Raw genomic sequence first — 20719 nt, forward strand, 5'->3', positions numbered from 1 at the left:
ATCAGGCCCCTGCTGGGGGCCTTAAAAAGGAATGTAAATCGCCATGTTACTACCCTGGCTAATATTAATTCCCTTCATCGGCGGCTTCCTGTGCTGGCAGACTGAACGCTTTGGCGTGAAGATGCCGCGCTGGATCGCGCTGATCACCATGGGATTGACGCTCGCGCTTGGCCTGCAACTGTGGTTGCAGGGCGGTTACTCACTGACCCAGTCTGCGGGCATTCCGCAGTGGCAGTCTGAGTTCATCCTGCCGTGGATCCCACGTTTCGGCATTACGATCCACCTGGCGATTGACGGTCTCTCACTGCTGATGGTGGTGCTGACCGGTCTGCTCGGCGTTCTGGCGGTACTCTGCTCCTGGCGTGAAATCGAAAAATACCAGGGCTTTTTCCACCTGAACCTGATGTGGATCCTGGGCGGCGTGATCGGCGTGTTCCTTGCTATCGACATGTTCCTGTTCTTCTTCTTCTGGGAGATGATGCTGGTGCCGATGTACTTCCTGATCGCGCTGTGGGGCCACAAGGCGTCCGACGGTAAAACGCGTATCACGGCGGCAACCAAGTTCTTCATCTATACCCAGGCGAGTGGTCTGGTGATGTTGATTGCCATTCTGGCGCTGGTGTTTGTTCACCACAACGCGACCGGAACCTGGACCTTCAACTACGAAGACCTGCTGAAGACCCCAATGTCCCACGGCGTGGAATACCTGCTGATGCTGGGCTTCTTCATCGCGTTTGCGGTGAAAATGCCGGTGGTTCCGCTGCACGGCTGGCTGCCAGACGCGCACTCTCAGGCACCAACGGCGGGTTCCGTTGACCTGGCGGGCATCTTGCTGAAAACCGCGGCCTACGGTCTGCTGCGTTTCGCACTGCCGCTGTTCCCGAATGCCTCCGCAGAGTTCGCACCGATTGCCATGTGGCTGGGTGTGATCGGTATCTTCTACGGTGCCTGGATGGCCTTCACCCAGTACGACATCAAGCGTCTGATTGCCTACACCTCCGTTTCCCACATGGGCTTCGTTCTGATTGCTATTTATACCGGCAGCCAGCTGGCGTACCAGGGCGCGGTGATCCAGATGATTGCGCACGGTCTGTCCGCAGCCGGCCTCTTCATCCTGTGCGGCCAGCTGTATGAACGTCTGCACACTCGCGACATGCGTATGATGGGCGGTCTGTGGAGCAAAATTAAGTGGCTGCCAGCGCTCTCCATGTTCTTCGCGGTGGCGACTCTGGGGATGCCGGGCACCGGTAACTTCGTCGGCGAATTTATGATTCTGTTCGGCAGCTTCAAAGTGGTACCGGTGATTACCGTGATCTCCACTTTTGGTCTGGTGTTCGCTTCCGTCTACTCGCTGGCGATGCTGCACCGCGCGTACTTCGGTAAAGCGAAGAGCGAAATTGCTGCACAAGAACTGCCGGGGATGTCGCTGCGTGAGCTGTTCATCATCCTGCTGCTGGTCGTACTGCTGGTGCTGCTGGGCTTCTTCCCGCAGCCGATTCTGGATACCTCGCACAGCGCGATGGGCAATATCCAGCAGTGGTTTGTTAATTCTGTTTCTACTACAAGGCCGTAATTCGCCATGACAATAACTCCACAACAACTGATCGCGCTGCTACCGCTGCTGATCGTCGGATTGACGGTGGTGGTTGTGATGCTCTCCATTGCGTGGCGACGCAATCACTTCCTGAATGCCACGCTGTCGGTCATCGGCCTGAACGCCGCGTTAGTCTCTCTCTGGTTTGTTGGCCAGGGTGGGGCGATGGACGTCACGCCGCTGATGCGCGTTGACGGTTACGCCATGCTGTATACCGGTCTGGTGCTGCTGGCGAGCCTGGCAACCTGTACCTTTGCGTACCCGTGGCTCGAAGGCTACAACGACAACAAAGAAGAGTTTTACCTGCTGGTTCTGATTGCCGCGCTGGGCGGCATTCTGCTGGCGAATGCGAACCACCTGGCCGCGCTGTTCCTCGGCATTGAGCTGATCTCTCTGCCGCTGTTCGGTCTGATTGGTTACGCCTTCCGCCAGAAGCGCTCCCTGGAAGCAAGCATCAAGTACACCATCCTGTCTGCGGCGGCGTCCTCGTTCCTGCTGTTTGGTATTGCGCTGGTGTACGCACAGTCCGGTAACCTCTCCTTTATGGCGCTCGGCAAGAGCCTTGGTGACGGCATGCTGCATGAGCCGCTGCTGCTGGCGGGTCTGGGCATGATGATCGTTGGTCTCGGCTTTAAACTCTCTCTGGTGCCGTTCCACCTGTGGACGCCAGACGTATACCAGGGCGCTCCGGCTCCGGTGTCGACCTTCCTGGCGACGGCGAGTAAAATCGCTATCTTTGGTGTGGTCATGCGTCTGTTCCTGTACGCACCGGTAGGTGACAGCGAAGCGGTTCGCGTGGTGCTGGGCATCATCGCGTTCGTCTCCATCATCTTCGGTAACCTGATGGCGCTGAGCCAGACCAACATCAAGCGTCTGCTGGGCTACTCGTCTATCTCTCATCTGGGCTACCTGATGGTGGCGCTGATTGCGCTACAGAGCGGTGAGATGTCAATGGAAGCCGTGGGCGTGTATCTGGCCGGCTACCTGTTCAGCAGCCTCGGCGCCTTCGGCGTGGTGAGCCTGATGTCCAGCCCGTACCGTGGCCCGGACGCCGATTCACTGTTCTCCTACCGTGGTCTGTTCTGGCACCGTCCGATCCTGTCCGCGGTAATGACCGTGATGATGCTCTCTCTGGCAGGTATTCCGATGACGCTCGGCTTTATCGGTAAGTTCTACGTGCTGGCTGTCGGTGTGCAGGCGCACCTGTGGTGGCTGACTGCGGGCGTGGTGATCGGCTCCGCGATTGGTCTCTACTACTACCTGCGCGTGGCCGTGAGCCTGTACCTGAACGCACCTCAGCAGCTCAACCGCGATGCGCCATCCAACTGGCAGTACAGCGCCGGTGGTATCGTGGTGCTTATCTCCGCGCTGCTGGTGCTGATCTTCGGTATCTATCCGCAACCGCTGATTGATATCGTGCAGCGAGCGATGCCATTAATGTAAAAACAAAAAACCCGCCTCGGCGGGTTTTTTTATGGTTTTCTCCCTCTCCCCGTGGGAGAGGGCCGGGGTGAGGGCACCAGCCCGCACAGGGCTTAAGCCAGCTGCTTCCGGCTAATCAACGGCCCGTCAATCTTCTTCATAGAGCGGTCCAGCACTTCCTCAATCACTGACGACAGCTCGTTCAGCTCAAACTTCGCGACGTAGCCATCCGCTTTCACCTTACGAATATGGTCTTCGTTGGCGTTGCCGGAAAGGGAAGAGTGGATCACCACCGGAATATCTTTCAATACCGGGTCGGTTTTGATTTTGCGCGTCAGCGTAAAGCCGTCCATTTCTGGCATTTCGAGGTCGGTCAGCACCAGCGCGATCTTATCGGTGATGGGAACCCCTTCAGCCTGGGCCTGTGCCGCCAGCACGCCAATTTTCTCCCACGCCTCTTTGCCGGTGATATGCAGCTGGGCCGGGATCTCCATTGCCTGCAGGCCTTTCTCCAGCATCGAGCGCGCCACTTTGGAGTCTTCCGCGACGATGGCGACCGCGCCCGGCTTGATATGGAATTTGGTGGTTTTCAGATTGGTGGCGTGCAGATCGTGATTGGCCGGGGTGATGTCATACAGGATCTGCTCAACGTCCAGCACCATCGCCAGATCGTTGGTATCGCTCTTCTCGTCAAGACACGCAATGCTGGTGATGTAGCGACCGCTGACGGCGGTTTCCGCCGCGTGCACCTGCTTCCAGTCCAGACGCATGATGTTCTCAACCGACTCCACGGCAAACGCCTGCACGCTGCGCGCGTATTCGGTGATCAGCAGGATATTCAGCCCGGTGGTGGGCTTACAGCCCGCCACGGCGGCCAGGTCGATCACCGGGATCACCTGATCGCGAATATTCACCATTCCCATCAGCGGTGATTTCATCCCGGCGGGTTTCGTGAACTCCGGCATCGGCACAATTTCACGCAGCTTAAAGACGTTAATGCCAAACAGCTCGGATTTATTTTCGTTAAGAGAGGTGCCAAGACGGAACAGCAACAGTTCAAAACGGTTCGACAGGGTCAGATTCGCCCTGTCATCAATATCTTTCTGGAAATTATCCATTTTACCCTCGAGAGAAATGCTGACCTTTTAATCGTTATCGGCATTCTGAGAGAAAAATGAAGGGCTAAACGCTGACCTTAGCGAAATCTTCGGCCAGCTCACATTCCGGGAACAGCGCGCGACACTCTGCCAGCAGCTTTTCACAGCCCCGCGCGTCGTAGCGCGAGCTGACGTGGGTGACGATGAGCCTCCCGACGCCCGCATCACGGGCAAGCTGCGCCGCCTGTCGCGTGGAGCTGTGGCCCCGGCTGTTGGCTTTCTCTTCCATCGCTGTTTCGAGGGTCGCTTCATGTACCATCACGTCCACGCCCTGGGCCAGCGTGAGCGCCGCCCGGCACGGGGCCGTGTCGCCAAAAATCGCCAGCTTCTTGCCGGGCTGCGGTGCGGCGAGATAATCCTGGCCGTTGATGACGCGCCCGTCCTCCAGCGTGACGGTCTCACCGTGCTTCAGGCGCTGGAACAGCGGTCCGGGTTTTACGCCAGCGGCCATTAGCGCGGCGGCGTCCAGCGCGCCGGGTTTGTCATGCGCGTCAATGCGATAGCCATAGCACTCGACAGGGTGATTGAGCGGCTGAGCGCTCACCTTATAATCGCCGTCATCGAAAACCAGGCCTTCGCTAATCTCAACGACCTCCAGCGGATAATCCGTCCACGACCCGCTCAGGCGCAGCGTAGTTTCAACAAATTCACGAATACCCGCAGGCCCGTAAATCGTCAGCGGGTTGGCGTTACCGGCCATCGAGCGGCTGCACAGCAGGCCGGGAAGGCCAAACAGATGGTCGCCATGCAGATGGGTGATAAAAATTTTATCCAGCTTGCCGGGGTGATAAGCGGTGTGTAACAGCTGATGCTGCGTCCCTTCACCACAGTCGAACAGCCACAGCCCGCCGCGGGTGGGGTGTTTAAGATCCAGCAGAATCGCCGTCACATTTCGTGAGCGGGTTGGCACGCCAGCGGACGTACCCAGAAAAATCAGTTCCATAACGCAATCAGCCCTTTGCCGAACGGGGAGGGGTTTAGTATAACGTGATGAACCCCAGGAAGGAGACTGACATGATCCAGTGGCAAGATTTACACCATAGTGACCTCACCGTTCGTTCACTTTACGCCCTGCTGAAGCTGCGCTGTGAAGTGTTTGTGGTTGAACAGACCTGCCCGTATCAGGACATCGACGGCGACGATCTCGTCGGCGAGAACCGCCATATCCTCGGCTGGCGGGATAACGAGCTGGTGGCGTATGCGAGGATTCTGAAAAGCGAAGACGATTTTGAGCCTGTCGTCATTGGCCGCGTCATCATCAGCGGCAAAGTGCGCGGTGAAAAACTGGGCTATCAGCTGATGGAGAAAACGCTGGAGGCATGCCAGAAACAGTGGCCGAACAAGGCGTTATACCTGGGCGCGCAGGCGCACCTGCAGTCCTTCTACGGCCACTTTGGTTTCGCGCCGGTCACCGAGGTGTACGATGAAGACGGCATTCCCCACATCGGCATGGCGCGGGAAGCGAAGCAGGCGTAATGACGAGTCGTTGGCTATAGTTAGCGGACTGGTGTACTAACATGGAGAAAAATATGTCATTTCAATCCTGGGATACCCGTATCGACGACGACCTGGCCTTACTGAGCGAAACGCTGGAAGAGGTGTTACGTTCCTCGGGCGACCCTGCCGATCAGAAATATATTGAGCTAAAAGCCCGCGCCGAGCAGGCGCTGCATGAAGTGAAAAATCGCGTCAGCCATGCGTCTGATACCTACTACTACCGCGCCAAAAAAGCGGTGTACCGTGCCGATGATTACGTGCATGAAAAACCGTGGCAGGGTATTGGAGTCGGTGCTGCCGTCGGGCTGGTACTGGGGCTGCTGTTGGCCCGTCGTTAAGCCGCTTAACCACTCCCTATACGTGGGTACTGCTATTTATTGCCAGTACCCCGTATAATACGAGGTTTTAACAGGGAGAGGTTCGCGTGAATTCGATTTTCCTCGCGCTGGAGCAATTGCGTACCCAGCTTTCGCAAGCGTTACCCGCAACACCCGGCATACGTCATTTCGACGTCTCTTTCCCGTTAAACGACGCCTTCGACCCTCTCGCCTGGCTTGGGGCGCAGCAGTGCTATCCTCAGTTTTACTGGCAGCAGCGTAACGGCGATGAAGAGCTGGCTGCGCTGGGGGCGGTGATCCCCTTTTCCTCTCTGGCGTTAGCCACGCAGTTTTTGCGCGAGCAAAACGCGGCAGGTGATACCCGTATCTGTGGCCTGAACGCTTTTACTCCGGAGCAGGGCAGCCTCTTTTTACCGCGGCTGCTCTGGCGACGTACCGCCGGCACCGCGACGCTGCGTCTGCAGCTGTGGAGTGATTATTCACTTCAGGAAGATGCCCTCGCCGCGCGGGATTTTTTACAGCAACTCCGTCCTGCGAGATCTATCCGTCCGCTGTCCGTTCAGGTTGAGCATGAAACCCATCAGCCGCAGCAGGCCGAATGGCTGACGCTTATCCGCAGAGCGACAGAGACCATCGCGCGCGGTGATTTCGAAAAGGTGGTTCTCGCCCGGGCAACCGATATCCGGTTTACACAGCGCGTTAACCCTGTCGCGCTGATGGCGGCCAGCCGCGCCCTGAATTTACATTGCTACCATTTCTGCATGATTTTCGACGCCAGCAATGCGTTTCTCGGCTCGACGCCCGAGCGTCTCTGGCGGCGGCGCGGCACGCTGCTGCGCACCGAAGCGCTGGCGGGCACCGTCGCCAGCCATGCCGATGATGGCGAGGCGCAGCGTCTCGGCGAGTGGCTGCTGAACGACGATAAAAACCAGCGTGAAAATATGCTGGTCGTGGAAGATATTTGCCAGCGTCTTCAGCACTACACGCAGACGCTTGAGGTACTGCCCCCCCAGGTGGTGCGCCTGCGTAAAGTGCAGCATTTGCGCCGCTGTATCTGGACCGAACTCAAACAGGCCGACGACGAGCAGTGCCTGCATATGCTACAGCCGACGGCGGCCGTTGCCGGTTTGCCGCGACAGCCTGCGCGCGAATTTATTCAGAAGGTTGAGCCCTTTAACCGCGAGTGGTACGCCGGTTCTGCCGGGTATTTATCGCCTGACCAGAGTGAATTTTGCGTGGCGTTGCGCTCCGCCCGCGTCCAGGATGACTCCCTGCGGCTCTACGCCGGGGCCGGCATTGTCAGCGGGTCTGACCCGGAACAGGAGTGGCAGGAGATCGAAAACAAAGCGGCCGGGTTGCGCTCTCTGCTCCTTAGGGATTAATACTGATTCGCGCAATCCCGATTCATATCAAAATTCCAATTTTTTCTATTATTTATACTGTGTCGCATTCTTGATACCGGACAATCTCATGTCAGTAAGTTCTTTTAACCGACGCTGGGCGGCGGTGATCCTTGAAGCCCTGACGCGCCACGGCGTCAGGCACGTGTGTATTGCACCGGGTTCTCGCTCAACGCCGCTGACGCTGGCGGCCGCCGAAAACCGGGCGTTGATTCATCACACCCACTTTGATGAGCGTGGCCTCGGGCATCTCGCGCTGGGTCTGGCGAAGGTCAGCAAAGAACCCGTGGCGGTGATTGTCACTTCCGGTACTGCCGTGGCGAACCTCTATCCGGCTCTGATTGAAGCCGGGTTAACCGGTGAAAAGCTGATTCTGCTGACGGCCGATCGTCCCCCTGAGCTTATCGACTGCGGCGCCAATCAGGCCATCCGTCAGCCGGGACTCTTTTCTTCGCACCCTTCGCAGACGATTTCGCTGCCCCGTCCCACCCAGGATATTCCGGCAAGCTGGCTGGTCTCCACCGTCGATCATGCCATGGAGACGCTGCGCAGCGGGGCGCTGCATATTAACTGCCCGTTTGCCGAGCCGCTGTACGGCGAGCTGGACGATACGGGTCTTGACTGGCAGCAGACCCTCGGCGACTGGTGGCAGAGTGAGAAACCGTGGCTGCGCGAGCAGACGCACCTTGAGAGCGCGAAACAGCGCGACTGGTTCTTCTGGCGGCAGAAGCGCGGCGTGGTGATTGCCGGGCGCATGAGCGCCGCCGAAGGCAAGCTGGTTGCCGAATGGGCGCAAACCCTGGGCTGGCCGCTGATAGGCGACGTGCTTTCCCAGACCGGTCAGCCGCTGCCGTGCGCCGACCTTTGGCTGGGTAATGCCAAAGCGGTCACCGAGCTGTCGCAGGCGCAGATTGTGGTCCAGCTTGGATCGAGTTTAACCGGCAAACGGTTACTGCAGTGGCAGGCCACCTGCACACCGGACGAATACTGGCTGGTGGACGCGCTGGAGGGGCGTCTTGACCCTGCGCACCATCGCGGTCGTCGTCTGGTCAGCCGTATCGACGCCTGGCTGGCGCTCCATCCGGCTGAAAAACGCAAGCCCTGGGCGGTGGCCATCCCGGACCTTTCGCGCCAGGCGTGGGAACTGACCAAAGCGCACTGTGAGGCGTTTAGCGAGGCCGGGCTGGCGCACCGTATTCGCCAGTGCCTGCCTGAACAGGGGCAATTGTTTGTCGGCAACAGCCTGGTCGTGCGGCTGATTGACGCTTTTTCGAAGCTGCCCGCGGGCTACCCGGTGTACAGCAACCGTGGCGCCAGCGGTATCGACGGGCTGATCTCCACGGCGGCGGGCGTGCAGCGCGCCAGCGCGAAATCAACGCTGGCGATAGTGGGCGATCTCTCCGCGCTCTACGATCTCAACGCGCTGGCGCTGCTGCGTCAGGCGTCAGCCCCGTTTGTGCTGATTGTGGTCAACAACAACGGCGGGCAGATTTTCTCCCTGCTGCCTACGCCGCAGAGCGAGCGCGAGCGCTTCTATCTGATGCCGCAGAACGTGCAGTTCGAACACGCCGCGGCTATGTTCAGCCTGAAATATCATCGCCCGGAAAGCTGGGAACAGCTGGACGCGGCGTTAAGCAGCGCCTGGAAGCAGCCGGGTGCGACACTGATTGAGCTGGTGGTAAACGATGCTGACGGTGCGCAGACCCTGCAAAGCCTGCTGGCGCAGGTGAGCCAGCTGTGATCCTCTCGGGCGTGCAGCAGGTCGGAAAACCAGGCTATCCCTGGCTGGTCTTTTTGCACGGTTTTTCCGGAGATTGCCGCGAGTGGCAGGTTGTTGGTGAGCGACTCCGTGACTACCCCCGGCTGTATCTGGATCTGCCGGGGCACGGTGGATCCCGGAATCTGGGCGTCGCGGGCTTTGACGAGATGAGCAGGCTACTCACCCAAACTCTTATTAGTTACAACATACTGAATTTCTGGCTCATCGGGTACTCCCTCGGCGGCCGCATTGCGATGTTCCATGCCTGCCAGCAGGTAAAGGGGCTGCAGGGCGTGATAGTGGAGGGAGGACATCCGGGCCTGCAGGATGCCGATGCGCGACAGGCGCGGCTGGCATCCGACCGTCGTTGGGCAACGCGTTTTCGCAGCGAACCGCTGGAGAAGGTGTTCGCTGACTGGTATCAACAGCCCGTGTTTTCCTCCCTCATGGACGCCCAGCGCGAGGCGCTGATTACCCTGCGCAGCCAGAACAGCGGCGCGGCGCTGGCGATGATGCTCGAGGCAACGTCGCTGGCCGTGCAGCCCGACCTGCGTGCTGCCCTGAGCGCGCGCGATTTCTCTTTTGATTATCTCTATGGCGAACGTGACGAGAAGTTCGCGGCCCTTGCCGCGGAAGTGAACGCCGTTCGCCATGCAATTCCCAACGCCGGACACAACGCCCACCGGGAAAATCCCGATGCGGTTGCGGCAAGTCTGGCTCAGATACTGCGTCTTCGAATAAAGGACACTCTATGATCTACCCTGATGAAAACATGCTTTACGCCCCGGTTGAATGGCAGGACTGCTCCGAAGGCTACACCGACATTCGTTACCACAAATCCACCGACGGCATTGCCAAAATCACCATCAACCGCCCGCAGGTGCGTAACGCTTTCCGTCCGCTGACCGTGAAAGAGATGATTCAGGCCCTGGCGGATGCGCGCTATGACGACAACATTGGTGTGATTGTCCTGACCGGCGAAGGCGAGAAAGCGTTCTGCTCCGGTGGCGATCAGAAAGTGCGCGGTGACTACGGCGGATACCAGGATGACGCGGGCACGCATCACCTGAACGTCCTCGATTTCCAGCGTCAGATCCGCACCTGCCCGAAACCGGTGGTGGCGATGGTGGCGGGCTACTCCATCGGCGGCGGCCACGTGCTGCACATGATGTGCGACCTGACCATCGCTGCTGAAAACGCCATCTTCGGCCAGACCGGCCCGAAAGTGGGCTCCTTCGACGGCGGCTGGGGTGCCTCTTACATGGCGCGCATCGTCGGGCAGAAAAAAGCCCGCGAAATCTGGTTCCTGTGCCGTCAGTACAACGCGCAGGAAGCGCTGGATATGGGCCTGGTGAACACGGTGGTGCCGCTTGCCGAGCTCGAAAAAGAGACCGTACGCTGGTGCCGTGAAATGCTGCAAAACAGCCCGATGGCGCTGCGCTGTCTGAAGGCCGCGCTCAATGCCGACTGCGACGGCCAGGCGGGTCTGCAGGAGCTGGCGGGCAATGCCACCATGCTGTTCTACATGACCGAAGAGGGTCAGGAAGGGCGCAACGCGTTTAACGAAAAACGCCAGCCAGACTTCAGCAAATACAAACGGAATCCGTAATGCGTCGCGCGCAGGTTTACCGCTGGCAGATACCGATGGACGCGGGCGTGGTGCTGCGTGAACGGCGGTTAAAAACCCGTGACGGCTTCTTCGTGCATCTGCAGCAGGGCGAGCGGGAAGGCTGGGGCGAGATTGCGCCTCTGCCGGGCTTTAGCCTGGAGTCGCTGGATGACGCGCAGACGGCCTTGCTGGCGTGGGCGGACGCGTGGCGCGGGGGGGCGGATCCGGTGCTGCCGGAGGTGCCTTCCGCGGCCTTTGGTATCAGCTGCGCACTGGCCGAGCTGGATGGCAGTCTGCCGGAAGCGGGGAATTACCGCGCAGCGCCGCTCTGCACGGGCGATCCGGACGAGCTGTTCGCACTGCTCTCCGCCATGCCGGGCGAGAAAGTCGCGAAAATCAAAGTTGGGCTCTATGAAGCGGTGCGTGACGGCATGGTCGCCAACCTGCTGCTGGAGGCGATCCCCGATCTGCATCTGCGTCTGGACGCCAACCGCGCCTGGACGCCGCTCAAGGCGCAGCAGTTTGCGAAGTACGTCAACCCGGCCTACCGCAGCCGCATTGCCTTCCTGGAAGAGCCGTGCAAAACCCGTGACGATTCCCGCGCGTTTGCCCGCGAAACCGGGATTGCCATCGCCTGGGATGAAAGCCTGCGCGAGGCCGATTTTGAATTTTTCGCCGAGCCCGGCGTCAGCGCGGTGGTGATTAAACCGACGCTGACCGGCAGTCTGGCGAAGGTGCGCGAGCAGGTCGCAGCAGCGCATGCCCTGGGGCTGACGGCGGTCATCAGTTCGTCGATTGAGTCCAGCCTTGGGCTAACCCAGCTGGCGCGTATTGCCGCCTGGCTAACGCCGGATACGGTTCCTGGCCTCGACACGCTGAACCTGATGCAGGCTCAGCTTCTCCGCCCGTGGCCGGACAGCGCGCTGCCGTGCCTGGGCTCCGAGGCGCTGGAGCCGTTGCGATGAGTTTTACCGACTGGCCGTGGCGACACTGGAGCGCGCTGTTTGCCGATAAACCGGCCCTGAGGCTGAACGACGAGGTGCTCAGCTGGCAACAGCTGTGCGCGCGCATCGACAGCCTTGCGGCAGGCTTTCACCGGCAGGGCGTGGAGGAGGGCTGCGGCGTGCTGCTGCAGGCCCATAATCATCCGCACACCCTGCTGGCGTGGCTGGCGCTGCTCCAGTGCGGGGCGCGTATTCTTCCCGTTAATCCGCAGCTGCCGCGCCCGCTGCTGGACGTGCTGCTCCCGCAGATGACGCTGCGCTTTGCGCTGGTGCTGGACGGCAGCTACGACGCTCTTCCTGCCCTGCGCATACACAAGACAGCCGATGCGTATTGCGCTGCGTGGCAACCGGCACGGCTGGCCTCCATGACGCTGACCTCCGGCTCCACCGGGCTGCCTAAGGCAGCGGTGCATACGTGCGAGGCGCATCTCGCCAGCGCGCGCGGCGTTTTGTCGCTGATGCCCTACGGTGAAGACGACGACTGGCTGCTTTCGCTGCCGCTGTTTCACGTTTCCGGCCAGGGGATTTTATGGCGCTGGCTGCAGGCCGGCGCGCGGTTAACCGTACGCGAGAAACAGCCTCTTGAGCAGGCGTTGCGCGGCTGCACCCACGCCTCGCTGGTGCCAACCCAGCTCTGGCGTCTGCTGAATGCGCACCAGCCTGTCGCACTGAAAGCGGTGCTGCTGGGTGGGGCGGCCATCCCTGTTGAATTGACCGAACAGGCGCGAGAGCAGGATATACGCACCTTCTGCGGCTATGGTCTGACCGAGTTTGCCTCTACCGTCTGTGCGAAAGAGGCGGACGGCGAACCGGACGTGGGCTGTGCGCTGCCGGGCAGAGAGGTGCAGGTCGTTAACGGTGAAGTCTGGATCCGGGCGCAAAGCATGGCCTCAGGCTACTGGCGGGATGGCGAACTGATTCCGCTGACCAACGCGCAGGGATGGTTCGCCACACGCGATCGCGGCGAATGGCATGACGGCCGTCTGACGATCCTTGGCCGCATGGACAACCTCTTTTTTAGCGGCGGAGAAGGGATCCAGCCGGAATCGCTGGAGCGCGTTATCGCCACGCACCCGCAGGTTAACCAGGTGTTTATCGTTCCGCTGGACGACGCTGAATTCGGGCAACGTCCGGTGGCGGTAGTGGAGTGCGAGCCGGGAACGGATATCACCTGCTTACCCGACTGGGTCAGGGACAAGGTGGCGCGTTTTGAGCAACCCGTCCGCTGGCTGCTGCTGCCGACCGAACTCAAAAATGGCGGCATTAAAGTTTCGCGCCGCGCGCTGCAGGAGTGGGTTAACGCAACGCTGAAGGGATAATAGCCGTTTCAAATAGTTACAATCTACTGACCGGCCGCACGCAGAGTGCTTGATCCCCGGAAGACCCAGGTTAAAATCTCGCGGTTTTGGGACTTCTCTATAAAAATTGTGCGGGATCACGACAATGAAAAAAGTGGCATTACTGGGCTTCGGCCTGATGGTTGTATCTGCGGCGGCGAACGCCATTAGCATTAACGGCTCGGCGGGTCAGGATTATACCCACTTGGGCTTTGGCATGGGTACCGAGACATCCGGTCTGGCGATGACCGGCGGCTGGACGCATAACGATGACGACGGCGACGCGGCCAGCCTCGGCCTGGGTCTCAACGTTCCTCTTGGCCCGTTCCTGGCGACCGTCGGTGGTAAAGGTATCTATACCAACCCAAATGACGGTGATGAAGGGTACGCGGCGGCAGTGGGCGGCGGTCTGCAGTGGAAAATTGGCGACAGCTTTGGCCTGTTTGGTGAGTACTACTACTCTCCAGACTCCCTCTCAAGCGGTATCGACAGCTATGAAGAGGCCAACGCTGGCGCACGCTGGACCATCATGCGTCCAATCACCATCGAAGCAGGCTATCGCTACCTGAACCTGGCCGGCAAAGACGGTAACCGCGATAACGCGCTGGCCGACGGCCCGTACGTGGGCGTCAGCGCAGGCTTCTAATCTCTCCGGCGCGGCATGCTGTCGCGCCAGTTTCTCTCTGCTCCACCCCGCGTTTGCGCTATAGTGTTTTGACCAAATAAGCGGGAGAACACAATGATTAATGTGGAGATGTTATCCACCGGCGACGAAGTGCTGCATGGACAAATTATTGATACCAATGCTGCCTGGCTGGCCGATCTTTTCTTTGAGCAAGGATTACCGTTAACGCGCCGCAATACGGTGGGCGACAATCTTGAGTCACTGGTCGCTGTTCTGCGCGAGCGCAGTGAACAGTGCGACGTGCTGATTGTGAACGGCGGGCTCGGCCCCACCAGTGACGATCTCAGTGCCCTGGCCGCCGCGACCGCAAAAGGCGAAGGGCTGGTGCTGCATGAGGCGTGGCTCTCGCAGATGGCGCGTTTTTTCTCCGAACGTGGCCGCGTCATGGCCCCCAGCAACCGCAAACAGGCTGAAATTCCCGCCAGTGCTGAACTGGTCGATAACCCGGTTGGTACCGCGTGTGGGTTTGCCATGCAGCTGAACCGCTGTCTGATGTTCTTCACGCCGGGCGTGCCCTCAGAATTTAAAGTGATGGTCGAGCAGCAGATCCTGCCGCGCCTTCGCGATCGTTTTACCCTGCCGGAACCGCCGCTGTGCCTGCGTCTGACCACCTTTGGCCGCTCGGAAAGCGATCTGGCCCAGAGCCTCGATCACCTTCAGCTGCCGCCGGGCGTGTCCATGGGCTATCGCTCCTCCATGCCGATCATTGAACTTAAGCTGACAGGCCCGGCCGCACAGAAAGAGGCGATGCTGGCGTTGTGGCCCGAGGTGCAGCGCGTGGCGGGCGAAAGCCTGATCTTTGAAGGTACGGAAGGGTTGCCCGCGCAGATTGCGAAGCAGCTGCAGGCGCGTCAACTGAGCGTGACCTTAAGCGAGCAGTTCACCGGTGGCCTGCTGGCACTTCAGCTGTCGCGCGTCAACGCGCCGCTGCTGGCGAGCGAAGTGGTGCCGTTCCAGCAGGAGACCCTGGCGCAGACCGCCCGCTGGGCGTCCGAGAGAAGGGTGAAGCATTTTGCCGGTCTGGCGCTGTTTGTCGGCGGGCTGGATGAAGAACACCTCAACTTCGCGCTGGCGACGCCCGAGGGCACCCACGCCCTGCGGGTAAAAATGAGCATTACCCGCCACAGTCTGGCGGTGCGTCAGGAGGTGTGCGCTATGATGGCGCTGAACATGTTGCGCCGCTGGCTGAATGGCAAAGAGGTGGCCAGCGAGCACGGCTGGATTAACGTGGTTGAGTCGCTGTTCGTGGAGTAACGCCTGTGCCGGGGCCTTTCGCCCCGGCCATGTTCACCCGAGCGCCTTTGCCAGCAGCGTAATCGGATGCTCGCAGCGCTTGCTGGTGGACATCTCAATCTGCCACTTGCAGGTTTCGCAGTCCGTCACCACGATATCCGCGCCGCTCTCCTCAATCTGACGGAACAGCGGGGCGCCGATCGCCTGCGACGTTTCGTAGTTTTCTCGCTTAAAGCCGTAGGTTCCCGCAATCCCGCAGCAGCGCGAGTCCAGCACCGTCAGCTCCAGCCCCGGGATTAACCGCAGCAGCTCCAGCGTATAGAGCGACCAGCCCATCTTCTCCATATGACACGGCGTGTGATACACCACTTTCAGCGGCAATTTCCCCAGCGGCAACGTCTGCCCGCTGTCCAGCTTGCGCCACAGGAAGCGTGTTGCCAGCTCGATATGCTCTCTCAGGCCGGTGTTGTCCACGTCCAGCAGATGCGGATACTCATCGCGCAGGGTGAAGGTACAGGTGGACGAGGTCGCCAGCACCGCTATGCCCTTGTCGACGATGGCTTCGCGCAGGGAGGTGACATTGCTTTGAGCCTGCCTGCGCGCTTTATCGGTAAATCCGTTGGCAATCAGCGGTACGCCGCAGCACTTCTCTTTGTTCAGTAACTGAACGCCCGTGCCCATGGCGTTCAGCACCTTCAGCAGATCTTTACCCAGCTGTGGGTGGTTGTAGTTCACATAGCAGCCGTGGAAAAAGGCCACCTGGTCGGCGTACTTCGCCTGTTGCGCCGCGACGGATTTGTACCAGCGGCGGAAGGTGCCGTGAGAATATTTCGGCAGGCTGCGGTGATGGTCTATCTTCAGCGTGGCATCCAGCAACTGACGCACTGGTTTGAGCGAGGTCGCGGCATTCACCAGCGGAGCAAACGGCGTCGAGACGCTGCCCATCAGATCGGTGTGGCTCAGGATCGTGTCCCGCAGCGTCGGCTTTTGCGTGCTGTAGCGCGCCCGGGCGCGCTGAATGATATCGCCGATTTTCACATCCGACGGGCAGGCGACTTCGCAGCGTTTGCAGTTAATGCAGTATTTCAGCGCTTCATCGTACAGCTTGCCGTCCTTCAGGCGCAGGCGCTCGCCGTCCGGCCCGGCCTGCTTTGGTCCGGGATAGCGTGGGTTAACGCCGCTGACCGGGCAGACGGTGGTACACACCGTGCATTTGATGCAGCTTTCAAAACGGGTGTCGTTCATTGTTCAGCCTCCGTGCGCTGGCTAATCTGCTCTGCCACATACAGCGCCGTGACGGCGCAGACCCCGCCACCGCATCCCTGGGCAATAGGATCGTACCCGCCCAGCAGCGAGCCGATGGCAAAGAGATTCCTGACGGGTTTACCGGAAAGCTGCGGATGCAGCTGGTTATCGACAATCACGCCGAACTGTTGCCAGGGCTGCGGCGAGAAGAAATCACTCTGATACCAGTCCGCGCGTGAGGCATGCTGGCGAACATCCAGCCCCATAATGGCTTCCCGAATGCCTTCCCGGTTGCTCAGCAGCCCGTTGCTGAAGAAACTGCCGCTTGCCAGCACCGTATAGCGGGCGCGAAGCGGAATATCCTCGTGGTTTCGCGTCCAGATTTCGCTTACCGCGCTGTCGGTCAGGGTGATTTTTTTCACCTCATCACCCGCCATCCACACGCCGCCCTGCGCGACAAACTGACGCTGGAGCTGGGTATGCAGGCGAATGCCGGGTACAGAAGGGGGCAGCGTTGGCAGCAGGCCGAGCGAGCAGGGCAGACGATCCGAGAGCCAGCGCCAGAGCCGGTTGTCGCGTAAACCGAAGCAGGCGGGCATCAGCAGGGCGTCACAGTTGTTGCTAAGCGGCCTGAGGGCGTCATACAGCAGCGGCCATTTCTCTTCGTTATCCAGAAAACGGGCGATATTCACCGCGCGAAACTCGCTCGGGTTATCGCGCAGGACATCAAGCTCAGGCAGTTCTATCTCTGCCGTTTCGGCGTTAACGCCCTGGCGACAGAGCGACGCCGCCGCGAGATGGGGCTGGAAATCCAGAAAGCCGCTAATCCCTACCACCCGCACGCGTTCCGCGCGAATGGGGGCAACGGGCACCTCCTCCGGGCTGAGCCACGCGGAACGCAGGGTGCCGAGCGGCGTGACGCGCTGATGATTGAGCCGGGCGCTGCCCTGCAGACGTGCTCCGCAGTCCGCCAGCAGCGCTTCGGTCTCCAGCGCAAAGCGGTCAATATGCTGCGCGCCAATCAGGTGATACGGGTGCTCCGGCGGCAGCTTATCGCGGTACGCTTCGTCCACCAGATCCAGCGAGCCCGACGAGAAGTGCAGAGCGCTCTGGCCCCGGGTGATAATGGCGCAGCGCAGCCCCTGCTTCGTGAGCTTAATGCCGCAGAGCAGGCCCGCCAGCCCGCCGCCGACAATCACGGTATCAAATTTCATCGTGTTGCTCCTTCTCAAGACCGCAAAGCCCCTGGTAGACCCAGCGGGTAAATTCACTTTCACGCAGGGCATCGCCCCAGGCGACAGGCTGAATACCTTTCCAGCGCTCGTTTAAAAACGCGCTGAGCTGATCGAGCGACTGGGTAGCGGTGGTGGTGTGAAAACGCTGTAACAGCCCGGCGGCGCGACAGGCGCACAATTCGCCCTGGCAGGTCCCCATTCCGACGCGGGTGCGGCGGCGAAGATCGAGCAGGCTGGTGACCGTCAGGTTCTCCACCGCGTACTGCACTTCACCGGCCGTCACGGCTTCGCACTCGCACACCAGGCTGCGGCTCAATCTTCCTTCACCAAGCCACGGTGGCGTTCTGTCGCCGTGGCGGTATACCGCGGACCCGCGCAGCGGCGCGGGCAGGGAGATGATTTTCTGCAGCGTTTTTTCGGTGGACTGCCGCGATCCCGGCAGCGGCTGTTCTGCCGTGACGCACGGCTCGGTATTTCCGAGCTTGCGGCAGACGGCATCGGTCGCCCACTCGGCCATCAGGCGGTAGGTCATCAGCTTGCCGCCGGTGATGGTGATAAACCCGTCCATGCCGTCGCGCGCGGCGTGATCGAGCAGCACGATGCCCCGGCTGACGTTACGTCCGCTCGGATCGTTGTCGCTGGCGACCAGCGGACGCACGCCCGCGTAGGCGCGCAGAATGCGCGTCTGCGCCATCACCGGGGCCAGTTTTTCCCCTTCGCGCAGCAGGATATCCACCTCTTCAGCGGTAACGCGGTTATAGTCAATTTCGCTGTAGTCGACGTGGGTTGAAGTGGTACCGATTAACGAAATGGTGTCGCCCGGGACGAGGATATCGGCGTCGGACGGTTTGCGGCAGCGGTTGATCACGTGGTTATTGATGCGGTGGTCGAGGATCAGCAGCGAGCCTTTCGCCGGGAACATGCGTACCGACAGGTCAGCGTATTCTGCAATCCGCTGCCCCCAGATCCCCGCCGCGTTGACCACCACGGTGGCATACAGCTGGCTGTGTTCATTGTATTGCGCATTAAAAAGCCGCACGCCGCAGATGCGATGGCCTTCGCGGATAAGGCCGGTCACTTCGTGCCCGGTGAGGATATGTGCGCCATGCTCACGCGCGTCCAGCATGTTGGCGGCGGTCAGGCGGAACGGATCGACGGTGCCGTCAGGGACTTTCACCGCGCCGATAAGCGCCGGGTTAACCGACGGTTCCAGCCGCCGCGCCAGCGCCGGATCCATGGCTTCAGCCTGAATGCCCGCGGCGCTGCAGGCGGTAATAAAGGTGTCCTGAAAGGCGAGCTCATCTTCAGGAAGGGTAATAAAGAGGCCGTCGGTCGGCTCAATGCAGTGTCGGGCGATACGCTTGAGGATCTGGTTTTCAGCAATACATTCGCGTGCGGATTCCGCGTCGGTGACCGCATACCGGGCGCCGCTATGCAGCAGGCCGTGGTTACGCCCGGTTGCGCCCGTGGCGATATCATGGCGTTCCAGAAGCGTGACGCTTAAGCCGCGAAGGGCGCAATCGCGTGCGATCCCGGCGCCGGTTGCGCCACCACCAATGATTATCACATCACTATAACGAGGATCGTGACTGGTCATTGTTTACCCTCTATGTTCGTTTTTTATCATTTAGCCATATTAATTTTGTGGTTTGTTTGATTTCGAACATAAACGCGCGGAATTCGAAAGTGAAACGTGATTCCATGCGCTTTTTTGCGCATTCTGTCATATTTCTGTAACAATCTGTGCGTTGATTCACAGTAACAATCACCGTGATTTCTTAACATCCCCGCCTCTGGAATTCAGGTGCGAGCCACCTGCTCATTCATTTCAAGGCCACGGAGGCTGTTATGCTCAGTATCTTCAAACCTGCGCCCCACCGGACGCGTCTGCCAGAGGCAGAAATAGATCCGCTCTATCGCCGTCTGCGTTGGCAAATCTTCCTGGGGATCTTCTTCGGGTACGCGGCGTACTACCTTGTACGTAAAAACTTCGCGCTCGCCATGCCGTATCTTGTGGAGCAGGGCTTTTCCCGCGGCGATCTGGGGTTCGCGCTGTCGGGGATCTCTATCGCCTACGGTTTTTCCAAATTCATCATGGGCTCCGTGTCGGATCGCTCGAATCCGCGCGTGTTCCTGCCTGCCGGTCTGATCCTGGCGGCCGCGGTGATGCTGTTCATGGGCTTTGTGCCGTGGGCAACCTCCAGCATTGCCATCATGTTCGTGCTGCTGTTCCTCTGCGGCTGGTTCCAGGGGATGGGGTGGCCACCGTGCGGGCGTACCATGGTGCACTGGTGGTCGCAGAAAGAGCGCGGTGGCATCGTGTCGGTGTGGAACTGCGCCCATAACGTGGGCGGCGGTATTCCGCCGCTGCTGTTCCTGCTGGGGATGGCCTGGTTCAACGACTGGCACGCGGCGCTCTACATGCCTGCCTTTGGCGCCATTCTGGTGGCGATTATTGCCTTCGCCCTGATGCGCGATACGCCGCAGTCCTGCGGCCTGCCGCCGATTGAAGAGTACAAAAACGACTATCCGGATGATTACAGCAAGGAGCATGAAGAAGAGCTGACCGCAAAACAGATCTTCATGAAGTACGTGCTGCCGAACAAGCTGCTGTGGTACATCGCGGTCGCGAACGTGTTCGTTTACCTGCTGCGCTACGGCATCCTCGACTGGTCGCCAACCTACCTGAAAGAGGTGAAGCACTTCGCGCTGGATAAATCTTCCTGGGCGTACTTCCTGTATGAATACGCCGGGATCCCGGGCACGCTGCTTTGCGGCTGGATGTCGGACAAAGTGTTTAAAGGTAACCGCGGTGCGACGGGCGTGTTCTTTATGACGCTGGTGACCATTGCGACCGTGGTGTACTGGCTCAATCCGCCGGGTAACCCATCAGTAGATATGGCCTGCATGATCGTCATCGGCTTCCTGATTTATGGTCCGGTAATGCTGATCGGTCTGCACGCGCTGGAGCTGGCGCCGAAAAAAGCGGCGGGCACGGCGGCGGGCTTTACCGGCCTGTTCGGCTACCTTGGCGGTTCGGTTGCGGCGAGCGCCATTGTGGGCTACACCGTTGACTTCTTCGGCTGGGACGGCGGCTTTATGGTGATGATCGGCGGTAGCGTGCTGGCGGTACTGCTGCTGATTGTTGTGATGATCGGGGAAAAACGTCACCACGCTGAAGTGCTGGCACGTCGTCAATAAGGA

The 20719-nt window shown here is 60.0% G+C and carries 18 protein-coding genes; 13 read left to right on the forward strand and 5 right to left on the reverse strand.

What is annotated here, in order from left to right:
* Positions 1 to 43 precede the first annotated feature (43 nt).
* Together nuoM and nuoN are read left to right on the forward strand one after the other, a co-directional pair.
* The gene (gene nuoM, locus CWR52_RS19430) at positions 44 to 1573 is read left to right on the forward strand and encodes an NADH-quinone oxidoreductase subunit M (protein WP_008500214.1); all 1530 of its coding nucleotides are present in this window, start codon (positions 44 to 46) and stop codon (positions 1571 to 1573) included.
* Positions 1574 to 1579: 6 nt separating this feature from the next.
* Complete coding sequence (gene nuoN / locus CWR52_RS19435) at positions 1580 to 3037, forward strand: NADH-quinone oxidoreductase subunit NuoN (protein ID WP_104950464.1); 1458 nt, start codon at positions 1580 to 1582, stop codon at positions 3035 to 3037.
* A gap of 92 nt (positions 3038 to 3129) precedes the next feature.
* Here the strand turns inward: nuoN and CWR52_RS19440 are convergent, their stop codons facing one another.
* Both CWR52_RS19440 and rbn read right to left on the reverse strand, forming a co-directional pair.
* Entirely contained in the window at positions 3130 to 4134 is a 1005-nt protein-coding gene (locus tag CWR52_RS19440) for a chemotaxis protein (RefSeq protein WP_032652809.1), read from the reverse strand.
* A 64-nt stretch (positions 4135 to 4198) separates the two neighbouring features.
* Complete coding sequence (gene rbn / locus CWR52_RS19445) at positions 4199 to 5116, reverse strand: ribonuclease BN (protein ID WP_104950465.1); 918 nt, start codon at positions 5114 to 5116, stop codon at positions 4199 to 4201.
* A gap of 71 nt (positions 5117 to 5187) precedes the next feature.
* Between rbn and CWR52_RS19450 the strand changes: the two genes are divergently transcribed.
* The 10 genes from CWR52_RS19450 (at position 5188) to CWR52_RS19495 (ending at position 15056) form a co-directional block, all read left to right on the forward strand.
* Positions 5188 to 5649, forward strand: coding sequence for a GNAT family N-acetyltransferase (locus CWR52_RS19450; protein ID WP_104950466.1), 462 nt, complete (start codon positions 5188 to 5190; stop codon positions 5647 to 5649).
* Between the two features lie 53 nt (positions 5650 to 5702).
* Positions 5703 to 6008: a stress response protein ElaB gene (gene elaB, locus CWR52_RS19455; protein WP_008500219.1), complete on the forward strand. Its 306-nt coding sequence runs from the start codon at positions 5703 to 5705 to the stop codon at positions 6006 to 6008.
* Between the two features lie 86 nt (positions 6009 to 6094).
* The gene (gene menF / locus CWR52_RS19460) at positions 6095 to 7390 is read left to right on the forward strand and encodes an isochorismate synthase MenF (RefSeq protein ID WP_104950467.1); all 1296 of its coding nucleotides are present in this window, start codon (positions 6095 to 6097) and stop codon (positions 7388 to 7390) included.
* An 88-nt stretch (positions 7391 to 7478) separates the two neighbouring features.
* On the forward strand, positions 7479 to 9149 hold the full coding sequence (gene menD, locus CWR52_RS19465) for a 2-succinyl-5-enolpyruvyl-6-hydroxy-3-cyclohexene-1-carboxylic-acid synthase (RefSeq protein WP_104950468.1): 1671 nt from the start codon (positions 7479 to 7481) through the stop codon (positions 9147 to 9149).
* A complete protein-coding gene (gene menH / locus CWR52_RS19470) occupies positions 9146 to 9922 on the forward strand; it encodes a 2-succinyl-6-hydroxy-2,4-cyclohexadiene-1-carboxylate synthase (RefSeq protein ID WP_104950469.1) in 777 nt (258 codons plus the stop codon). Before menD ends, menH begins: the two co-directional genes overlap by 4 nt.
* Positions 9919 to 10776: a 1,4-dihydroxy-2-naphthoyl-CoA synthase gene (gene menB / locus CWR52_RS19475; RefSeq protein WP_104950470.1), complete on the forward strand. Its 858-nt coding sequence runs from the start codon at positions 9919 to 9921 to the stop codon at positions 10774 to 10776. The genes menH and menB overlap by 4 nt, the downstream gene beginning before the upstream one ends.
* A complete protein-coding gene (gene menC, locus CWR52_RS19480) occupies positions 10776 to 11741 on the forward strand; it encodes an o-succinylbenzoate synthase (protein ID WP_104950471.1) in 966 nt (321 codons plus the stop codon). Before menB ends, menC begins: the two co-directional genes overlap by 1 nt.
* Positions 11738 to 13099 carry an o-succinylbenzoate--CoA ligase gene (gene menE / locus CWR52_RS19485; protein ID WP_104950472.1) on the forward strand — a complete coding sequence of 454 codons (1362 nt, stop codon included), beginning with the start codon at positions 11738 to 11740 and terminating at the stop codon, positions 13097 to 13099. The genes menC and menE overlap by 4 nt, the downstream gene beginning before the upstream one ends.
* 124 nt (positions 13100 to 13223) lie before the next feature.
* On the forward strand, positions 13224 to 13763 hold the full coding sequence (locus CWR52_RS19490; RefSeq protein WP_023616384.1) for a YfaZ family outer membrane protein: 540 nt from the start codon (positions 13224 to 13226) through the stop codon (positions 13761 to 13763).
* 93 nt (positions 13764 to 13856) lie between these two features.
* Complete coding sequence (locus tag CWR52_RS19495) at positions 13857 to 15056, forward strand: nicotinamide mononucleotide deamidase-related protein YfaY (RefSeq protein WP_104950473.1); 1200 nt, start codon at positions 13857 to 13859, stop codon at positions 15054 to 15056.
* A gap of 33 nt (positions 15057 to 15089) precedes the next feature.
* Here the strand turns inward: CWR52_RS19495 and glpC are convergent, their stop codons facing one another.
* The 3 genes from glpC to glpA are packed head-to-tail and all read right to left on the reverse strand — an operon-like array spanning position 15090 to position 19112.
* Positions 15090 to 16280 (reverse strand): anaerobic glycerol-3-phosphate dehydrogenase subunit GlpC, encoded by a 1191-nt coding sequence (gene glpC, locus CWR52_RS19500; protein ID WP_104950474.1) that lies wholly within the window; start codon positions 16278 to 16280, stop codon positions 15090 to 15092.
* A complete protein-coding gene (gene glpB / locus CWR52_RS19505; RefSeq protein WP_104950475.1) occupies positions 16277 to 17494 on the reverse strand; it encodes a glycerol-3-phosphate dehydrogenase subunit GlpB in 1218 nt (405 codons plus the stop codon). Before glpB ends, glpC begins: the two co-directional genes overlap by 4 nt.
* Complete coding sequence (gene glpA / locus CWR52_RS19510; protein ID WP_104950476.1) at positions 17484 to 19112, reverse strand: anaerobic glycerol-3-phosphate dehydrogenase subunit A; 1629 nt, start codon at positions 19110 to 19112, stop codon at positions 17484 to 17486. Before glpA ends, glpB begins: the two co-directional genes overlap by 11 nt.
* A 251-nt stretch (positions 19113 to 19363) precedes the next feature.
* Here glpA and glpT point away from each other — a divergent pair, with 251 nt between their 5' ends.
* Positions 19364 to 20716, forward strand: a complete 1353-nt coding sequence (gene glpT / locus CWR52_RS19515) for a glycerol-3-phosphate transporter (protein ID WP_104950477.1) — start codon at positions 19364 to 19366, stop codon at positions 20714 to 20716.
* Positions 20717 to 20719: the final 3 nt, after the last annotated feature.

Origin of the sequence: Enterobacter sp. SGAir0187 (assembly GCF_002952735.2) — a bacterium.
Lineage (GTDB): Bacteria > Pseudomonadota > Gammaproteobacteria > Enterobacterales > Enterobacteriaceae > Enterobacter > Enterobacter quasiroggenkampii.